The organism is Bradyrhizobium daqingense, from assembly GCF_021044685.1.
GTDB lineage: Bacteria > Pseudomonadota > Alphaproteobacteria > Rhizobiales > Xanthobacteraceae > Bradyrhizobium > Bradyrhizobium daqingense.
This window is the reverse complement of record NZ_CP088014.1, coordinates 7,604,848-7,623,377: the sequence shown is the minus strand read 5'-3', so window position 1 is coordinate 7,623,377 and position 18,530 is coordinate 7,604,848. Positions and strand designations below refer to the sequence as shown.

The 18,530-nt window shown below is 58.4% G+C and carries 12 protein-coding genes and 8 pseudogenes; 10 read left to right on the top strand and 10 right to left on the bottom strand.

Annotated features, from left to right (window positions below):
• Positions 1 to 15: 15 nt before the first annotated feature.
• Positions 16 to 345 (bottom strand): annotated as a pseudogene (locus LPJ38_RS36180) (IS256 family transposase); the annotation flags it as partial.
• A 293-nt stretch (positions 346 to 638) separates the two neighbouring features.
• On the opposite strand from LPJ38_RS36180, the gene LPJ38_RS36175 reads away from it, so the two are divergent.
• Positions 639 to 1,376: a glycoside hydrolase family 12 protein gene (locus LPJ38_RS36175; protein WP_014497847.1), complete on the top strand. Its 738-nt coding sequence runs from the start codon at positions 639 to 641 to the stop codon at positions 1,374 to 1,376.
• Positions 1,377 to 2,071: 695 nt separating this feature from the next.
• Here LPJ38_RS36175 and LPJ38_RS36170 read toward each other — a convergent pair.
• Positions 2,072 to 2,278 (bottom strand): annotated as a pseudogene (locus LPJ38_RS36170) (IS256 family transposase); the annotation flags it as partial.
• Positions 2,279 to 2,353: 75 nt separating this feature from the next.
• On the opposite strand from LPJ38_RS36170, the gene LPJ38_RS36165 reads away from it, so the two are divergent.
• From LPJ38_RS36165 to LPJ38_RS36140, 6 genes and pseudogenes are all read left to right on the top strand, one after another.
• A complete protein-coding gene (locus LPJ38_RS36165) occupies positions 2,354 to 2,524 on the top strand; it encodes a hypothetical protein (protein WP_231088720.1) in 171 nt (56 codons plus the stop codon).
• Between the two features lie 116 nt (positions 2,525 to 2,640).
• Positions 2,641 to 2,781, top strand: coding sequence for a hypothetical protein (locus LPJ38_RS36160; RefSeq protein ID WP_154694111.1), 141 nt, complete (start codon positions 2,641 to 2,643; stop codon positions 2,779 to 2,781).
• 427 nt (positions 2,782 to 3,208) lie between these two features.
• A pseudogene (locus LPJ38_RS36155) lies at positions 3,209 to 3,789 on the top strand (IS6 family transposase); the annotation flags it as partial.
• Between the two features lie 776 nt (positions 3,790 to 4,565).
• A pseudogene (locus LPJ38_RS36150) lies at positions 4,566 to 6,883 on the top strand (S9 family peptidase).
• Between the two features lie 205 nt (positions 6,884 to 7,088).
• Positions 7,089 to 7,388, top strand: a complete 300-nt coding sequence (locus tag LPJ38_RS36145) for a transposase (protein WP_011084772.1) — start codon at positions 7,089 to 7,091, stop codon at positions 7,386 to 7,388.
• Between the two features lie 80 nt (positions 7,389 to 7,468).
• A complete protein-coding gene (locus tag LPJ38_RS36140; protein WP_014497843.1) occupies positions 7,469 to 7,624 on the top strand; it encodes an IS3 family transposase in 156 nt (51 codons plus the stop codon).
• A 376-nt stretch (positions 7,625 to 8,000) separates the two neighbouring features.
• Here the strand turns inward: LPJ38_RS36140 and LPJ38_RS36135 are convergent.
• Positions 8,001 to 9,333 (bottom strand): annotated as a pseudogene (locus LPJ38_RS36135) (IS5-like element ISBj2_B family transposase).
• A gap of 392 nt (positions 9,334 to 9,725) precedes the next feature.
• Between LPJ38_RS36135 and LPJ38_RS36130 the strand changes: the two are divergent.
• Both LPJ38_RS36130 and LPJ38_RS38400 read left to right on the top strand, forming a co-directional pair.
• Positions 9,726 to 9,944, top strand: a complete 219-nt coding sequence (locus LPJ38_RS36130) for a hypothetical protein (RefSeq protein WP_223153707.1) — start codon at positions 9,726 to 9,728, stop codon at positions 9,942 to 9,944.
• Positions 9,945 to 10,043: 99 nt separating this feature from the next.
• Positions 10,044 to 10,168: pseudogene (locus tag LPJ38_RS38400) on the top strand (aldehyde dehydrogenase family protein); the annotation flags it as partial.
• A gap of 309 nt (positions 10,169 to 10,477) precedes the next feature.
• Here LPJ38_RS38400 and LPJ38_RS36125 read toward each other — a convergent pair.
• From LPJ38_RS36125 to LPJ38_RS36095, 7 genes and pseudogenes are all read right to left on the bottom strand, one after another.
• Positions 10,478 to 11,485: a RiPP maturation radical SAM C-methyltransferase gene (locus tag LPJ38_RS36125; protein ID WP_231088521.1), complete on the bottom strand. Its 1,008-nt coding sequence runs from the start codon at positions 11,483 to 11,485 to the stop codon at positions 10,478 to 10,480.
• 51 nt (positions 11,486 to 11,536) lie between these two features.
• Positions 11,537 to 12,886, bottom strand: a complete 1,350-nt coding sequence (locus LPJ38_RS36120; protein ID WP_038951335.1) for an IS701-like element ISBj6 family transposase — start codon at positions 12,884 to 12,886, stop codon at positions 11,537 to 11,539.
• Positions 12,887 to 12,960: 74 nt separating this feature from the next.
• Positions 12,961 to 13,743: pseudogene (locus LPJ38_RS36115) on the bottom strand (IS5-like element ISBj2 family transposase).
• Between the two features lie 23 nt (positions 13,744 to 13,766).
• Positions 13,767 to 14,504: a RiPP maturation radical SAM C-methyltransferase gene (locus tag LPJ38_RS36110; RefSeq protein ID WP_231088519.1), complete on the bottom strand. Its 738-nt coding sequence runs from the start codon at positions 14,502 to 14,504 to the stop codon at positions 13,767 to 13,769.
• Positions 14,505 to 15,210: 706 nt separating this feature from the next.
• Positions 15,211 to 15,603 (bottom strand): hypothetical protein, encoded by a 393-nt coding sequence (locus LPJ38_RS36105; RefSeq protein ID WP_011084778.1) that lies wholly within the window; start codon positions 15,601 to 15,603, stop codon positions 15,211 to 15,213.
• A gap of 46 nt (positions 15,604 to 15,649) precedes the next feature.
• Entirely contained in the window at positions 15,650 to 16,117 is a 468-nt protein-coding gene (locus LPJ38_RS36100) for a hypothetical protein (protein ID WP_028143999.1), read from the bottom strand.
• Between the two features lie 716 nt (positions 16,118 to 16,833).
• Positions 16,834 to 17,199, bottom strand: coding sequence for a Nif11-like leader peptide family natural product precursor (locus tag LPJ38_RS36095; protein WP_011084781.1), 366 nt, complete (start codon positions 17,197 to 17,199; stop codon positions 16,834 to 16,836).
• 213 nt (positions 17,200 to 17,412) lie between these two features.
• Between LPJ38_RS36095 and LPJ38_RS36090 the strand changes: the two are divergent.
• A pseudogene (locus tag LPJ38_RS36090) lies at positions 17,413 to 18,407 on the top strand (IS481 family transposase).
• Positions 18,408 to 18,530: the final 123 nt, after the last annotated feature.

Sequence of the window (18,530 nt, the reverse complement as noted above, 5' to 3'; positions counted from 1 at the left end):
AGCATCGACAACCTCACTCCTGTCGATGTCTACTTCGGCAGGGCTGAGGCGATCCTTGCAAGCCCGCAGCAATTGGCTCTTCCATTCGGTCGTCCCCCATCGCGGGTGTCAAGCCGCGCACGCGGGACCGCGATTTTAATCGACCCGAAGCTACCGGTCAGCGACCGCGGCTGGCTGCCGTGTCGATGCCCGTAACGGGGCGTTCCCTCATGGCCGGCCTTCATGCCGCGTCCGTAGCGCGGCCGCGCAAGGGCCGCATCGAGCTCGCTGCGGAGCAATTCCTCTAATGAGTTCCCGCGTTGGTTTCCGCACCGCCGTTTCAACCGGATCGAACCAATTTCGAAAAGCTGCGGAGCCGTCTCTCTTTCACACGGCGGGGAAATGCATCTTTGTGACATTGCTGGTCATGGCATGGTCTCCGATCCGGCGCTCCAAACGGCGGATGATTCGAGGTTGATCACCTCAGAGACTACGCCGCTTTCAATTCCAACCAATCCTGCGGCGGGACCCTGTCTGAAATCCGCCAGCCTGTCGGGAACGCAACCCGGAGCGCGAGAAAAATAGCACGTCTGGCTCTGCGCATAATGGCCCAACTCTTGCGAGGGGCGAGCGGGCAAAGGTCAGGTTGGAGATTGAGAATGGCGAGCGTGTCAAAGCTAAAGGTGTTTGCGGCCCTGAGTGCGGCCAGTGTTGCGCTTGTGCCAATATCGGCAAAAGCTCCGATATGGAGTTCGAGCGCTCAATACGGGAGCTTTTCAATCGATGGCTACAGTTGGAACAACGACGTATGGGGCAGGGGCGCAGGACCCCAGACTATCTCGGTGAGTGCTGTCAACCAGTGGGGGGTGTGGTCGAACCAGCCTGATACTGGTGGCATCAAGAGCTATCCCCACGAGGGTTTCAATGTCGGCAAACCGCTCAGTTCGATCAACACTCTGATCTCGAACTTCAATCAGGAAGTTCCGACTAGCGGCGCCTGGGACGTCGCCTACGATATCTGGGATAGCTCAAATCAGTATGAGATAATGCTCTGGACGAATTACACCGGCAATCCCGATGGTGGCGGCAACGTCAAGCCCATTTCTTACAAGTACGCTTCTTCCGGGGCGGCGATACCGATCTACACAAATGTCGATGTAGGCGGAGCGACTTGGAACGTGTTTCAAGGAGAAAATCACCATAAGGTCATCTCATTCCTGCGCACTTCGAAGACCAACAGTGGGACGGTGGATATCAAGAGTGTCCTGCAGTGGATCAAGTCTAAAGGGTACTTTGGGGAGATAAACGTCGGCAACGTCCAATACGGCGTTGAGATCACCTCCTCTCCAGGTGGGATGAACTTCAACTTCAATAATTGGACCCTGACATCGAGGTGAGTACCCACGGTCGGTGAGGTGAAGTGGCCTCGGATTCTGGACCGGCGGCTCAGATGGTGCGGATGCCGTTTTGTTTTGATAAACGGAGACCATGAAGAAGAACGAGACGGAAAATCGAAGCAGCGCTGAAGGCAAAGATCGCCTTGGAGCCGCTGCGAGAACAATCAAAGGTGACGGATCTGGCGCTACCAGCGGTGGAGAGAAAATTACGTGAGGCAACAACTCAGTTCAGGAACATTTTCGGCCAGGCAATGCGACAGCTCCCTAGCAAACATGTGGAGCTGATCGCACCGGACGAAAATCGATTCGCACAATGCTCACGCTGCGTGGGCAGCCCGTCGGGGGCTGGGTGGTTTGTTGCGGGGGCGACGTCGAGAAGTGGACTCTTCGCCTAGTCGCCCTCGATCTTCGTTCGCAATCCCCCGAGGAGAGAAACATGTCGTGGGACGACCAGCAATTCTAACGGACGAAAGCTGTGCCGCTGCTCCTACCTTGCAGTGCGCCCGTTTTTCACAAGCTCAAAGAAATAGCGAGCGAAATACGCAATTTTGGATTTTCGCATCACCACCGAACTTTCGGCACTGTTCTTGAAACGGGCCATTCCGCACCTCGCCGAGTTGGGTGAGAACGATCAATGCCCGCTGCGCGACCTTTCGTGAGCGAAGGTAGCGGGAGATGTCCCGATCGCTGTTGAGCGCCGCGCTCGTGACGTGGGCAACGGGCTTGATCGTCATGCGATCGTGGTGAGCTTGAAGGGCCGCACGCAGAACCGACGATTTCTTATGCGCCTTCAATCATCGGAAACCCTTGTTGGCCTCGATCATGCCGGCCGCGACCCATCGCAAGGTCATACCGGCATCCCGCCGGCGTTTGACGTTGCGCGTGACCCGGCGAATGGTGCCCTGAAATGGACCCCGGTTTTGGGACGAGAGGCCAGGTTGGAAAAGGGCCGCTCCGTTTGATCGACGGAGGGCATGATGACGAAGAAGACGCGACGGGAGATCGACGCGGTGTTGAAGGCAAAGATCGCACTGGAAGCGGTGCGGGAGCAGGCGACGGCTGCCGATCTGGCCCAGCGCTATGAGGTTCACCGAACCAGATCTATGCTTGGAAGAAGCAGCTGCTGGACCAGGCGGCCCGGCTTTTGACGTGGGTGTCGGGCGCGAGAGCGAAGGAAACGCGCGAACGCGAGATCGAGAAGCTGCACGCCAAGATCGGACAAACTGACGGTCGAGCGCGAGTTTTTAGCGCGGAGGTCCGGAAGATGAGCACGCCGGACCGTCGAGGAATGCTCGAGCGCGTCGACCAGGCGCTGTCGATCCGTCGGCAATGCATGTTGCTCGGCATCGCCCGTTCTAGCGTCTACCGGCCGCTACAGCCGGCCAATTCAACGACCTTGCCCTGATGCAGCGGATCGACGAGCTGATCACCGCCTGGCCATTCCTGGGCTCGCGGCGAATGACCGCGATGCTGAGGCTGAGGGGCTTGCGGTCAATCGCAAGCGCGTGCAACAGTTGATGCGCAAGATGGGCATCGCCGCGCTGGGACCGAAGCCGAACACGACAAAGCCGGCGCCGGGCCACAAGATCTCTGTCCCGATCTGCTGCGCAACATGAACGATCGACCGGCCGAACCAGGTGTGGGCGGCCGACATCACGTATCTGCCCATCGGCCGCGGCTTTCTCTATCTCGTCGCCATCATCGACTGAGCGAGCCGTGCGGTTCTGGCGTGGCGGCTGTCGAATACGATGGACGTCTCGTTCTGCGTGGCGGCTCTGGACGAGGCGCGGCGACGTACGGCACGCCGGAGATTTACAACACCGACCATGGCAAAGGCGTTCTCCGATCGCATCCGCCAGCGCGCTTCCGCTCGCGGTTACAAATGGCATCTGGACGAGGTCGTTATTTCGATCGCGGGCGAACAACATTGGCTCTGGCGCGCTGTCGACCAGAATGGCTTCGTTCTCGACGTCTTGATCCAGCCCCGAAGAGACTCGCGCGCTGCGCAGCGGCTCATGAAGAAGCGCTTGAATCCGCCGGCACGCCGCTGCGCGTGATGATCACGGACAAGCTCCGTTCGTACGGCGCTGCGAGGGCGAGCATGGGCTTTCACGTCGGACATCGCCCGCACAAAACTCTCAACAATCGCGCCGAGAATTCTCATCGGCAGACGCGGCGACGCGAGCGGATCATGAAGCGTTTCAAAGCGCCCCATCAGGCTCAACGGTTTTAGTCAGTTCACGATCAGGTCGCGAACGTTTCCGCATCCCCTATCTCGGAGCTGTCGCCGCCGACCTCCGTCGTGCTTCGCGCGAACGAGCCTTTGCGACTTGGCGCGAAATCTCCGCGACAAGCGCTATCGCCGAATCTCGGACCTTTGAAAATCGCCTCCTTCGTCTCGGCGGTCGATTAAGTTGACGATGCCATCCATGCGTCGCCCACACGTTCTTCCTTGGCCTTCTTGCATCATGGCCGACGAAGACCGAGATGCAGCCCGCAAAGCTGATCGGCCGCTACGGCAGGACGTTCTGGTGTGTTCGAGGTCAGACATACGGCTTGCCTCAACAATCGCTAGCCTTGTCGCGTAAGCGACATAGCTATCGGAAGCCGTCGGGAATGCGCATCGCTTCGCTGGCATGGAGTCTGCTCACCACCAGGGGCGTAGAAGCGACGCCACGACATCGATCGTCGTTGCGGATGGCGCGCACATGTGTTGTTCGTGAGGTGATATGCGACCTGGAGTTCTTATACGGGGCGCGGCAGCAGTTACGCTTGCCGCTTGCGGTGGCGCGAATTCGGCGGATCTCGATCCAGCGGTGAAGGTTTCATCCGACACTGTGGAGCTGGACCGGGAATTATATTGGCGTGCACGGCGGTGGCGGCTATGCCGGACATCTTCAGTGACCCCTAGGCCCATCTATCTATGGCGACGTCGTCCATACCCCTGCATCCCTGGCCGGGGGCCAGAGCGGTGATCACAGCTTTAGACCGTGCCGCCCAGTCGCCCACTCAGGTGTCTGGGAGATCGGAGCCTGATTCTGGCCCAAGACTTGCGTGCAACGTTTAGGACGCTTTGTGCGCAAGGGTCAGTGCTGGGCTTTGGAGGAGACACTGAACGCAGCTGCGCCAATTTCGTGAGGTCAACCCCAGCCTCCGTTATCCCCACACAACGAGGACGAGTGAACGATCATGTACAAGCTCGGCGCTTTCATGCTTGCGCTGCTGGGTCAGCAGGGATTGGCAGCCGCGCAGGCTCCGGCCGACAACATTGCAAAGCCGCTGCTGGTGCCGTCCGATTACGAGCGAGCGCTAACGATCGGCGCTCAATATAACCAGCTCACTGTCAATATGCCCGACGTTCCGTTCTGGCTCGCAGAGGGCGAAGCGTTCGTCTACCGACGGACGACTCAAGGCAAGCACCAGTTCATGCAGGTCGATGCTGCCACTGGCGGAAAGCAGCCGGCTTTTGATCATACCCGCCTCGCGGCGGCGCTGGCCAGGGCAAGCCTCGAGAACTATAAGGCCGACAATCTGCCGTTCGACCGTTTCGAGCTGGCCGACGATGCTCGCATGATCACCTTCAACATCGACAACACCCGGTGGACATGCGACCTCGTAAGCTATGGCTGCACAGCCAATGCCATGCACCCGGACGTCCATCAACAGATGGGCTATGACCCCACTCCGCCCGCGGAGAACGATCCGGAGAACACAAGCATATCCCCTGACGGCAAATGGTTGGCCTATACTACAAAATACAATATCTTCCTGCGCAGCGAGGACGGCTTGCAGGACATCCCTTTGACCTGGGACGGATCGGAAGGCAACTACTATGCTTTCTCGACGCTAAGATGGTCTCCAGATTCGCGTCACCTCGCGGCTTACCGCATCCGTCCAGGCCACAAACGTCAGATCCACTACATCGAATCGTCCCCGACGGACGAGCTTCAACCTAGATATTCGACGATGACGTATCCGAAGCCGGGTGATGCCTTGCCGCTGCTCCAGCCGGTGCTGTTTGACATCATCATGCAGAGCAAGATTGAAATCGACAATGCTTCCTTTCCAAATCCCTACCACCTTTCGCCGATCAAGTGGTGGAAGGATGGTCGCGGGTTCACCTTCGAGTATAATCAGCGCGGGCACCAACTCTATCGACTTGTCGAGGTGGAAGCTGCTGCGGGTAAGGTGCGCTCTCTGATTGATGAGCGCAGCATTACCTTCATCGATTACCAGCCTCTGGTGATGGACCAGCAGAAAACTGGAAAGTTCTTCCGCTACGACGTTGAGGACGGAAAGGAGATCATCTGGGCGTCCGAGCGCGATGGATACGAGCATCTGTACCTCTTCGATGGCCGAACCGGCGAGCTCAAAAACCAGATCACTAGAGGAGATTGGGTGGTTCGCGCGGTCTACTACGTCGATCCGGTCAAGCGCCAGATTTGGTTTGGTGCGAGCGGGAGGGACAAAGGGGAAGATCCCTATTTTGTCCATGCTTACCGTGTCGACTTCGATGGGAACGGACTGACCGCGCTCACTCCTGAACCGGCCAACCATCACATTGAGTTTTCGCCTAACGGCCGCTACTATGTCGACCTGTGGTCACGCATCGATGTCCCGCCGCGCTTGGCGCTGTATCGCGCCAGTGATAATGCCGAGCTGATGCAGGTTGAGAGCGCCGATATCTCGGAACTCATCGCCTCCGGCTGGCAGCCGCCCCTCAGCTTCCATGCCAAGGGCCGGGACGGCGAGACCGATATATGGGGGTTATTCACAAGCCCCTCAACTTCGATCGAAACAAGAGATACCCGGTGGTGGAAAACATCTATGCCGGCCCTACGGGTTCTTTCGTTCCGAAGTCGTTCTCGGCCTTGGTTGAGCCGCTCACCCAAATGGGGTTTATCGTCGTTCAGATCGATGGAATGGGTACGAACAATCGCTCGCGCGCGTTCCACGACATTGCCTGGAAGAATTTAAAGGACGCCGGCTTTCCCGATCGGATTCTATGGCATAAGGCGGCGAGCGCGAAGTATTCATGGTACGATATTTCGAACGTCGGCATTTTTGGCGGGTCCGCCGGCGGGCAGAACGCGGTGAGCGCGCTGCTCTTCCATTCTGATTTTTACAAGGTGGCGGTGGCTAACAGCGGCTGTTACGACAACCGGATGGACAAGATATGGTGGAATGAACAGTGGATGGGTTGGCCGGTTGGTATCGAATATTCGCTGTCCTCCGCCATCGACAACGCCCACAGACTACAGGGTAAGTTGATGCTCGTTGTCGGCGAAATGGACCGCAATGTCGATCCGTCCTCTACCTTCCAGATGGCTGATCGGCTCATCAAGGCAGGAAAATACTTCGACATGCTTGTGGTACCCAGTGCAGATCACGGAGCGCCCGGCAATTATAGCGAGCTCAAGCTTCTGGACTTCTTCGTTCGCAATATTCTTGGGCAGATACCACCTAACTGGAACGCCCTACCGATTGAGCTGCTGAAACCCAATTAAGGGCCATGATTGCGCGAAGAGCTATCATCATTTAGGTCCAACGCCGTGGCGACTCGAACGAGCGCCCTCCGATTTCGCTTGTCTCTCAGCATTAGTAAGCAAAAGCACAGTCATCTATGACTCTTTGGGAGTTTTGGGACAGGCGCTGAACCTCCTCCGAATGAGTGGACACCTGTAGTAGGCTCATTGAGCCCGGAGGTGTCGAATGGAACGTCAACGTCGGTCATTTACCGAGGAGTACAAGCGCCAGGCCGTCGAGTTGGTGGTGTCCAGCCGTCGCACGGTCACGTCGGTGGCCAAGGAGCTCGGTCTGCGCGACTCGGTGCTGCGGCGCTGGGTCGACAAGCTCCGGCAGGAGCCGGCATCGGCGAGGTGGCGCCCCACCACGCAGGTGACGCCGATGTCGGCGGACCAGGCTTCGGAGATCGCCCGGCTGCGCCAGGAGACCGAACGAGCGCGACATTTTAAAAAACTGTCCAGAGCCGTTGCACGCTGCGCGGGTTAGAAACAGCCTTGTGCTATTCTCTGCGGCCGGGAGGGCAGCGGCCGTCAGCTTATTGGAGGCGCAATAGCTTCTTCCATACCTTGAAGACCGAACTCGTTCATCATCGCAACTACAAGACCCGCGCCGACGCCCAGCGTGATATCTTCGCCTTCATCGAGGGCTTCTATAACCGAACAAGGCTCCATTCCGCCGTGGGATATATCGCCCCGATCGAGATGGAGCTAAACGTCGCCTAAACCCGTCTAATTTTTTGGGGGAAGATCATACGGGACATTCACCGTTCAGCTGTTGCTGCCGCTAGCACCCCTGCCGGTTAAAACTCGACGGCGTTCTCAACATCGAACCAAGCATTGGGCCGAGGCTCGTCAGCTTCTCGGAAGCTAGCGCCCCATTCTGAGATCTCTGGACACTTGACCAACGCAATGCCTTCGAAGCGGCTCTTGGCTCGGCCGGTAAATTGCAAAGGTGAGTGTCGATTTCGCCGGGCTGTTGTTTTCGAGCGCGTCAATCAGCTTCTCGAACTGAACCCTCCGTAGCTCGCGCGGAGGATCCGAGCTTAGCTCGGAGGTTGAGAAACCTCTACGTTCTCCAATGAGCGTGGTGAGTCGATCGTTAATAAGCCGAATTGGGCTGAACTGGACAGTTGAGCGTTGGCCAGAGTGAGAGCAGGAAGAGGGACAAAAGGTCTCTGAGCCAAGCCAGGACACGGCGGAGGTTGTGGCCAACGGCCGAGAGGAGAACGTTAGCGGCATCTCCGGCGCGGCCTTTGAGATAGCAGCGGCCAAGGTGACCTTCGTTCTTCATGTGTCCGATGATGGGCTCGATGGCGGAACGGCGGCGTAGCTCGCGCTTGATGACGCCGAAGACGCCGCGCTTCTGGCCCGAGATGAAGACGCGGCGGGGATTTTGTGTGTCGTGGCCGCGATATCCCTTGTCGACATAGGCCCGTTCGATCGGGCAGCCGGTGAGGCTCTCGGTGCGCTCGATGACGTTGCGAAGGGTGTGACCGTCGTAGGGGTTGTCCGGCAGCGAGCAGGCGTGGAGCACGAACAAGCCGCCCGGAGCTCTTTGGTTGTTGGTGACGATGGAGGCCTTCACGCCGAACTCATAGGGCGGCGGCCTTGCCCTTGCCGATGCACTCGACCTCCGGAGCATGGAAGGAATACAACTTCCAGCCGCGCTGGCGCTGCTGCTGCGAGCCGATCTGGGTGGCTCGGCTCAGCGGCAGGGCGAATGCCCCCTCCAATGCGGCCTGGCCCTCGGTCTTGCGGCGAATGTCGCGGATGATCCGGCCCAGCCGGCTGCGCAGGATGCGCAGCTGTCGCTGATGCCGGTTGAATTGTTTGGCATGAGCGTAGCGGCCCGCCATCATCGCCGCGCTTTTGGCCACGCGAACATAGGATTGCCGGAGCCTGACCCCGTGCTTCCTCGCCAGGCGGTTCAACCCGCGGATCGCTGCATGCAGCAGCTTGGCGTCGGTCGGGAAGCTGATGGCCTTCGGTTGGACGGTCGTGTCGACCGTGACCCGCTTGAGGTCCTGGCTGCGCAACGCACCGCTCGCGTGCGCCACGCGAAGGCTCTCGGCCAACAACCGCTCCAGCTTGTCGCCGAGCCGCTTGCGCCAGTGGCTCAGGTCTGAGCGCTCATGCGGGAAAACGTGCTGGAAAAACTCTTCGCCGGTGAAGAACTGGAAGTACGGATCGTGGACCCAGCGCTCGCACACCCCCTCGTAGATGTGCTTGAGCAGCAGCAATCCGATCATGAAGCGGGTCGCGATACCCGGCCTGCCGTTGTCGCTGTAGAGCGGCGCGATCTCGCCGTCGATCCAGTCCCAATCGACCCTGCCGGCGAGCAGAACCAGCTCGTGTCGCATGTTGATGATCTGGTCCAGCCGGGACCGGAACAGATCGTTCGAGCCTGTCGTCCTGTGCTTCTTTGGTCGCATCGGTCCCTCCGATGCAGCACAGAATCACGGTTCGCAGCGGCAGGGAAATCCAAAATCGAAATTGCAGGTTTTTGCTGTGAAGCCCCAATCCCCTGCAATCTCAAATGCCGCCGCAACCGGAAAACAGACTCTCAATCAAGTGCTTGGAGGCTTGTTCACGGACAACTGGTGAGGATCAGAACAATCGAGCCATGGAACCTGACAGGCACTCCAAATCCAGCGTTGACCAGCCCGACGAGAAGCTTCGCGGCCGAGCGAGGCCCTGACCCTACGCGTCGGCATAGCAATCGTGGACCGGTTCATCATATCGTTTTACAGCTTAAGGGAGATGCAGTGAATCGTGAGGGGCTCTATTCTTCGATGTCCGCCGGATAAATTTGGAAATGCGGCAAATGATGATCGAGGACGATAAGGGGATTCGCCCCGGCATCGAAACGATGCGCGGGTTGCCTGCATTTTATGATGGTGCAGTCGTGACGACATCGTCGCTCACGAATGTAAGTCTATGTGTCGATCTGGACGCGGCGAAGCAGTTGGATCGATTACAGCCGATGATCGAACCGATAAACTACACGACGCTTTGGCAGCTGCAACCTGTGTCAAACAGTTGAAGTTCGATGCGGTTTCTCCTTTTCGCCCGATGAAGTAGTCTACGAAAATCGAGCGATGCAGTTCGTAGCGCATATTTAAGCTATCTAATGCGGAACGAACGCCGCATAAACTTCATCGGCTCCACTAGGGTTGGCGCGATTATCGCCGCCGCTTCGGCCAAATATCTCAAACCATATATGTTGGAGCTTTGGGCTCGACGCCGTTGATTGTGCTCAACGACGCGGGCGAAAAAAATGACAAGGCTGGCGCGAGCGCCAAGCAAAGGAGACAGGCGAGGGGTGTGGCCCTGCGAAGTGCACACCGCAGTTTTCCTTATTCGCGCGGGAGGGCCACTGGCGTGGAGCGTCGGTCGAGATAGCCACCAGGGAACGCAGTCAGGGGAAGGATTGGCGTATATGGATGCCATAACGCGAGCCCAACCAGCCGCGCGTCAAGCCGTACGATCAGTTTGCGGGCGATCATGTTAGCTATCGCCTCATCAATCTCGCCCTGCATTACATTCGCCGCGCCCGGCCGATCGCACAGGCGAGTTTCAGGCGAGCCTTCGTCCGCGGCCAGAAGAATTTCTCGCTCGAGGCCTCTGACGCGGTGTTCGCGCTCGATTGCTATGGCTCGCGTGTCCTCGACTATGATTTCGTCGCCGTTGTCCTGCATCGACAGCATAGAGAAAGTCGGCCCCCTCCAGGCTTTCAGCCAGGCATCGATGCCCTTGGCGACGGCATTTAGCCCCGGGCGGTTTGAAATGGCCGCCGACATCGTGGTCTTCGCTGTCTTCGAAGTAGTATACCTGTTCCGAGAGATCGCGCTCCGACAGCGGATACACGTAGCGATAGGGGGCGGCCGGGAGCAGCTTCAGTCCATGTTTCTCAGCTGTGTAATGATAGGGGCTGTAGCGCTGGTATCGCAAGCGTACCGCAGGTCCCGGCTGCAGATGATGCAGCAACGGCAACCAAGAGGCCATTTCCGCATACCATGCATCACACTCGCCGGGAAAGCCCCACAATAAACTCCAACTGACCCGCACGCCGTACTGACGGCACCACTTCAACAGCTGAACATTGTGCGCTGAGGTCGTTCCTTTGCGCATCAGCTTCAAAACACGAGTATCCAGGCTCTCAATACCCGGTTGAATCCAGCGGACGCCGGCGGCAGCCAGCTTTTCCACTTCGTGGCGCTTCAGGTTGGCTTTGACCTCAAAGAAGATCGCGAGCTTCTCGGGTAGCGCGGTGAGGTGAGGGAGCGCCTTTTCAAGGTAGTCAATGGCCATAATATTGTCTACAGCTTCGATGCGCGACGAGCCGTAGCGCGCCGACATCTCAATCATCTCCGCTGCGGCCTGCCCCGCGGGCTTCTGGCGGTAGGTCATCGATCCGCCGTTCAGCCCGCAAAACAGGCAATGACTGCGCTCGCCCCACCAGCAGCCGCGAGAGAACTCCATCGGCAGCCCAGCATGGATGCGGTCGGCGTAGAGCGACGCCTCAACCTCCGCAAAATAGTCCGAGAAATCCGGCAGCGGCAGGTCACGCATGTTCTCGATCACGGCGCGGGGCACTAGCACTACTTTGGCAGAATGTGTTTTGGCCGCTGTTTTTCAAGGATTTGCTTTCGGCAATATGGGCATTGCTGAGGCGGCGGCCGAAGGATGAGATCGACGATGGCATGGCGTACGGCGGGCATGGTTGGTTGAGGCGGAGGCCCGTTGATTCTTTTTTTTCCGCCCCGCGTATGCGAGGCGACGATGTTGCAGGAAGGCGTAGGCAATCATTGTCATAAGGGCGTGGCGATGAAGACCTTGCCATGATCGCCCTTCGAAGTGATCAAGTCCAAGCTCCTCCTTCAACTGTTGATGCGCCTGCTCACAAATCCACCGTGCCTTGATGGTGGCGGCCAGCGTGCGCAGATCCGTCGTCGCCGGAAGATTGGCGAGATAGTATTTGCTCTCCCCGGAGGCACGTTGCTCGCCAATGAGCCAGACTTCGTCGCCTGGGAGATGCTGCTGACCTTTATCCCATATCCGCTGCGGAGGGCCGTCGGCGGTGCGGACACGGAGGGCAGCAAATCGGGCTTTGAGCCGACCTTTCGTCCCGCTACGCCAACTCACGGTTTTCCATTTGGCGCTGGCCAGCATTTGTTCTGCCGCAATCGATAAGATATCGGGCACGTGGTGCTTTCGTGGTTTGCCACGGACTTTGGTGATCGGCCAAATGAGCTTCACATCGACGGGATACACTTTCTGGTGCCGAGGGATACCGACCGCCCAGGCCAGCCCGCGCTCTGTTAGCCCTTGTCGAAACGGTGCGCTGAGGCCGTATCCTGCATCCGCCAGCACACATCCAAAGCGCATGTTGGCTGCCATCGCGCGGTCAATCTCGGCCAAAGCGATCTCCGGCTTGGACCGTGGCGTTCGGTGTTCGATTGGCACGCGAGCGCGCTTCAAACGGGGCATGTCGCTTGTCCAGCTGTCAGGCAGAAAGAGACGTAACGCGACCATCACTGGCACTTCGCCGCGCGCAAGCGTTAAAGACACCAGCGTTTGGCAATTTGCAGTTTTACCGAGAGCCGATGCGTATTGCGCCGCAACACCGACCGATCGCTCACCCTTCTTCGGCAGTGAGGTGTCATCAATAACCAGCACCGCATCCCTGCCGCCGACGAGTCGGTCCGCCTGGTTGAGCAGCTCTGTCTCCAGCGGCGTCGCGTCCCAGACACCGTCGGCAATGAAATGGTGCAACTGGTCGTAGTTGCTCGTGACAAGGCGTTCCGCCATCGGCTGAACGCTCTTGCGATCGCCAGGACCGATCAATCCCGCAACATACAGAGGACACATCCGCTGCCGGGTCTTATGACCCAGCCGGTCCAAGAACGGCATCAGCCAGCGTTCGAGTTCGTCTTCCCATCCCGGCATGGTCAGCCCTCCAAGAGCCGACCACCCATGAATCATTGAAAAATTGATTCGGGAATCCTATAAAACGCGGCAAAATCAACAATCTGCCAAAGTAGTGCTAGGGTCCAGACTCAATTGAGCCAATATGCGACGAGAGCGGCGAGATGAACAGCGGCCAAAAAATTACGGGCGAGCTTGTCATATCGCGTGGCGATGCGCCGGAAGTCCTTGAGCCTGCAAAAGCAGCGTTCGATGACATTTCGTCCTTTGTAGGCGCGTTTGTTGAAGCGATGGATGACGACACGGTTAGATTTATTGGGGATTACGGGCTTGGCGCCACGACGAATGATTGCGCCGCGAAGCTTGTCGCCATCATACCCTTTGTCGGCGAGGAGCACGCTCATGGGTGGCGCGAGCGCCAGGACATCGGGAGCCGCAGCGATATCGGCATCCTGGCCTGGAGTCAGATGCAGGACGACCGGCCGGCAGAGCGGATCGCTCAGCGCATGGATTTTTGTCGTGCGGCCTCCGAGCGAGCGGCCGATTGCTTGATTGTGCTCCCCCCTTTTCCGCCGGAGGCACACCGGTGAGCTTTAATCGAGGTCGAGTCGAGCGACAGTACGACGCCGTCTTCGCCAGGCTTGGCCAGCGCTTCGAAGATTGCGCACCATCGTCCTCGCTTGGCCCAGCGATTGAAGCGATTGTAGATCGTCGTGTAAGGGCCGTATTCACGTGGACAATCACGCCATCGTGCACCCGATTGCAGCATGTGAATGATGCCGCTGACGATGCGTCGGTCGTCGTCCCGATCCGGCCCCGTCAGTCCCCTCGGCAGATGCGGTTCGATACGCGCCCATTGCCTGTCGTTCAGCCAAAACAAACCAGCGCGCATTCTCTCGCCCCCGAATCAACACGTAGGCAAGAGAATCACGTGGCGCTATTTAGGTACAGACCCTAAGTCGCGCGTCGACGCCGCGGGATAGCCGGCCTCGCGATGCGTCGGGCCGAAAACGCCAAATGGCAGGTCAGCAGGCGGGATGTCTCTGCCGCGATTTAGGATGTCCCAACACAGCGGGCCGATCAGTGCGTCGGCCTCGCCCGACACGACATAGTCGACCCATGGGAAACGCGCGTGAGTGCTGCGCCCCATTACCGACTCGCAGTTCGCTCCACCCATGAGGGTGACAAGATCAAGTGAGCGCTCGCTCAGCCGGCGCAGCAACGCGAGCGAGGGGACATGCTGGGTGAAGGTCGAGCTGCACCCGACCATAGCCGGCCGCTTCGCCAATATCTTGTCAGCCGTCCAGTCGATAAACCCGCCGATGAGCGAGCGCAGCCTAAGGAAATTCGCGCGACGCTCGGCCATACCTTTGCCTGCGTGTATCGGGTTGCGCTCGAAATAGAGGTCGAGGAAGGCGTTTTGTTCGGGTTCGAAGCCGGGAAAAGCAATGCCCGCGAACAGCCAATCAACCAGTGCCTCCTCTGGCGGGCAATTCTCAAGAGGTCCATAGTCGGCGATGCCTATGTATTCTAGAAACCAGATGTTGGCATATGCTATGGTGGATTGCAGTCCAGCCTGGGTCAGCGCTGATTTCAGCAGACCAAGCGCCAGTGACGGCCTTTCGACTGCCGACACAGGCATGTTGACTAGGACGATTGGCACAGCGATACTCATAATCATTCCACGTTATTCATGATGTGCGCACAGGTGCGTTCGCCATGCCATAGTCTCATGCGCCGGACGGCAAAGTGAATTCTGCGCGACTCCTGACCGGAGCCGTGAACGTGAAGTCGCTAATTCGGCTAGTGGGCAGCCCGCTTCGAGCCACGATTTCCGCGTCACGTTCGTTGCCCGGCGACTGGACGGCATGAGCAAGCAGAGAGTGCTGGAGCCGAACGGGGAATAATTGCCTGCACGCGGCTCCGCTCTGGTATTTAGCGGCGCCACCCTCGAGTGAGACTCGCTGTTTTTCATCATTGATGAACGGACTGACGTCGTCATTCACATGGACCTATCAAAGTTTCAGGCGCGTCGTCGTCCGCTAGCAGGGATCACCGCCAGTGCAAGTTGCAGTGGCGCGCCACGAAAAGCCACGACCTCTCCGGAACCAGCGGCACCGTCGTCTGGCAGAACCATTTGATTGACCACTGGGCGGGGCAAGCCATTCTCGACTTAACCGCGTGCGTCCCAGTCGTGCACCGCTGATGCCCGAAATGAGGGCTTGGCTCGAAGCCGCAAGCGCGGAACCCCGCTGGTCTTCTTTTGTCACGCCGGTTGTGCACGCCACGAAGCCAGGGACCGTGGATGCGGAGCGGCATGTCATCGCGCTCAGCACTGCTGGATGGTGGGATGCTGCTGTCGCTTGAGGCTAAGTAGTGCCTCAATGCGAATCGGCACAATCTGCACCCGTATGGGAGGACGCGTGTTTGACTCCTTCGATGCGCCTCGTCGTCCAGTCACCGGTCTGCCAGATGAAGCAGTCGTCGAGGTCTTCTTCGATCAGCCCGGTCATGTACAACTGATCGAGCAAGTCGGCGACCCCAAGGAGGGTTGTTCCGTCAGCTGCGACCCGAATAACCAGCTCCGACATTGTGCAGTTGCCGTCCGCGATCAAAGGGCCAACGGAAATCGGGGCGATGTCGTCGAGCACGCGGTGTTCCATGTTGCGTGAGCGAAGATGAAAGCACCGGTTCCCTGCCTTATATTGCAGGTCCCTGCGGAAGCGGATCGGCAGGTCATGGGCTGGGCTCTCGAGCATATACTGTTCGATCATGCTCTGCAGCCCGCCCCGGAAACCGTCAGGCGTGCTGAAGAAGCGTTCACCCAGAATGCGGGTACCCGAGAGGCCAGCGATCGCTACCCGGCACCGGCGTCACCAGTCGTAAACGCCCCTGCCGCATATTTACGAGGAAGCCGGAAACGCAGGCGATCGTCGTGTGATTGCGTTCCAGAAAGGCGATTGCACCGTCCTTGTTAGCGCCCCTGCGCTTCTCCTTCCGCTCGCGCGCGCGCCCGACCATGGCCTTTGCTGTCTGCGCCTCCTTGCCCTGCAGGATGAGTTCGACTCCTAGCAACTCCTCAGGCGAAAAGGCCGTGTGAATCTGATTAAGATGGGCCCTGCTCAGCACGGAGAAACGATTCGTCGTCGTGCGATATAGATTGAAGAGCCCGAGCACGTGCCTGGTGAGTGCCGGATCCTTGAGTGGGGCTGCGGTTGTTGTTTGCGGTAACGCGCCCGTAATCTGATAGTAGTCGAACAGAAAGCGATCGTAGTGTGGGTTGTCCATAGGATCTGTGGCCCAGTAGCAGAAGCCCGTGCGGACTGCAGAACCAAACATTTCGCTCGCGACACCAACCACGCCCCGCCAAAGCGCTGCATGCTCTTTGCTATGTCGTAATAGCCTGTAAAGCGATCGGCCGAGAGGCCACAGAACCAACAACCGACGCTGCAGCCTTCGCTTAGCTCGAAAGCGATTATGGGGTGCGTGAGCGACGCCGCCGACACGCCCAATTGGTCATTGCAGCGCCGGATTTGCCGCTCGCGCCAAGCATGAAAGCGAGGATTGATCGTCGACATCTCGCCTTCGTCGCGCAAGAGGTCGCGATGACGCATCATCTCGCGGAGATACTCATCCCACATCACAGCCAGCGGCCACGGCGCAGACTCCGGCTTGAAGCGGTATTGTTGGTAGCCACCGCGCCAGAGCGGCAGCACCTCCATTGGATCCACATTGATGCCGTACCGCTCTGTTACCGCTCGAGGGGTGGCGATTGCCTCCGCAAGCGCCCTGCGGAACTCCTCGTCACCGACTAACCGCTCCATGAAGCGTTTGAGATGCGATAGCGTGCGCAGTTGCTCCGGGGTACGCCGGTCAAAAATCTGTCGGTAGTGCTCGGCGGCAGCGTGTGTCATTGACGAAGCTTACTTCATGTTTTCATCGCACTTCATCGCACTTCATCGCCTCCTCGAGCAACCACCCGATGCGGTCAGAGCGAAGGCATGTCAGACCTCGGCCACGACCGCTACAATAACAACCACAACAACTGCAACGGGCTCAACTGCTGTGGCGTGGTCAGAGGCCGCTTCCGCGGCTTGCGCGCCGCTCGTGGCCACCTCTGCAAGGGCCTGAACAGCGCCGGTCGAGATCGTATCACTCGAATTAAAAGTGCCACCGGCGAGCGGTTTAGTCGTCAACTTCTGTCGAGCTCGAATGCAACTTTTAGCTTCATCAGGTGTGAAGCTGTAGCCGAGGCTCTTTCCGATCGCGACAATCGATGCAAGGCCGGTAGCAATTGGTTTTACGCGTTCAAGCAGACCACCGTCGTTCCCCAGATCGTTGACGAATCGCTCTACGTCAGTTCGCGACACAGCCAGTCTCCGTGCCTTTGCTCAAAGTCGCCAAATCATCCATCTCGGGCTCACAAGCGATTGGTGCCGACGCCGTTAACAGGGCAAGAGGCGTGCCGAATTGAAGATTGCTGATTTTTCGTTTTTCTGACCCTGCGTATCGTCCACTTGGTGACACTTTGTTGCCGAACTGACAATCGGCCCGCTACGCGGGACGAGGTTTTCGTTGACAGTATCCAAACGGAGCAGGTTCTTCACGGCTGCGCCACAACGACGGAGGCAATCCGTCGAACAATACAAAATAGTCAAGAGAGCCTGGGGGCGCTGTCCAAGCGTTATGGATCAATCCGAAGACCGTCGCAAAATGGAAGAAGCGCGGTTCGGTGGCCGATCTTCCGACCGGCCCGAGAGAGCCAAAATCCACCAGTTTGTCGCTTGAGAAGGAGGCCATCATCGTCGCCTTTTGCAAGCATGCGCTGCTGCCGCTGGATGACTATGACTGCCTTTATGCTCTCCAGGCGACAATCCCGCATCTGACACGCTCATCGCTTTATCGCTGTCTTCAGCGCCATGGCATCTCACGGCTTCCGACGTGGAGGATGGCAAGGGCGTAAGGCGCAAGTTCAAAAGCTATCTCGGATACTTCCACATCGACATCGCCGAGGTTCGCACCGCGATGGGAGGGCTTTATCTCTTCGTCGCAATCGATCGAACCTCGAAGTGCGCCTTCACCGAGTTGCACGAAAAGCCACGAGTGTCACAGCCGACTTCTTGCGGAACTTGATCAAGGCAGTCCCTTACAAGATCCACACCGTTCTGACGGACAACGGCACCCACTCACCGACCCAAGCGGTGGGAGTTGGACTGTGGCCGATATCAAAGCCATGATCGAACGAAAGCAACCATTTTGGGCTCATGCCTTCGAGGTGGCCTGCGCCCGCAATGATATCGATCGTTGCCTGACCAAGCCTAAGCATCCCTGGACCAACGGCCAGGTCGAGCGGATGAACCGCACCATCAAGGAGGCCACAGTCAAGCGCTTCCACTACGACACGCATGACGAGTTGCGCAGCCACCTCGCCGACTTCGTCCGCGCCTACAACTTCGCTCGCCGGCTGAAGACCCTGAAGGGCCTCACGCCCTACGAATACATCTGCAAATGCTGGACTTCCCAGCCAGAACGATTCAAACTTAATCCGCTCCAGCAAATGCCGGGACTAAACACCTAGTTTGGAAACGCAGTCGCTGTTGGAGCTTGCATACGGACGGCGCGGGCCGCTCGCCGTCGAAGGAGAGCGGCAATCGCCGTTCTTGAACCGGGCCCGTTTCTTGAGCCGCTGGTTGGCTGCTTT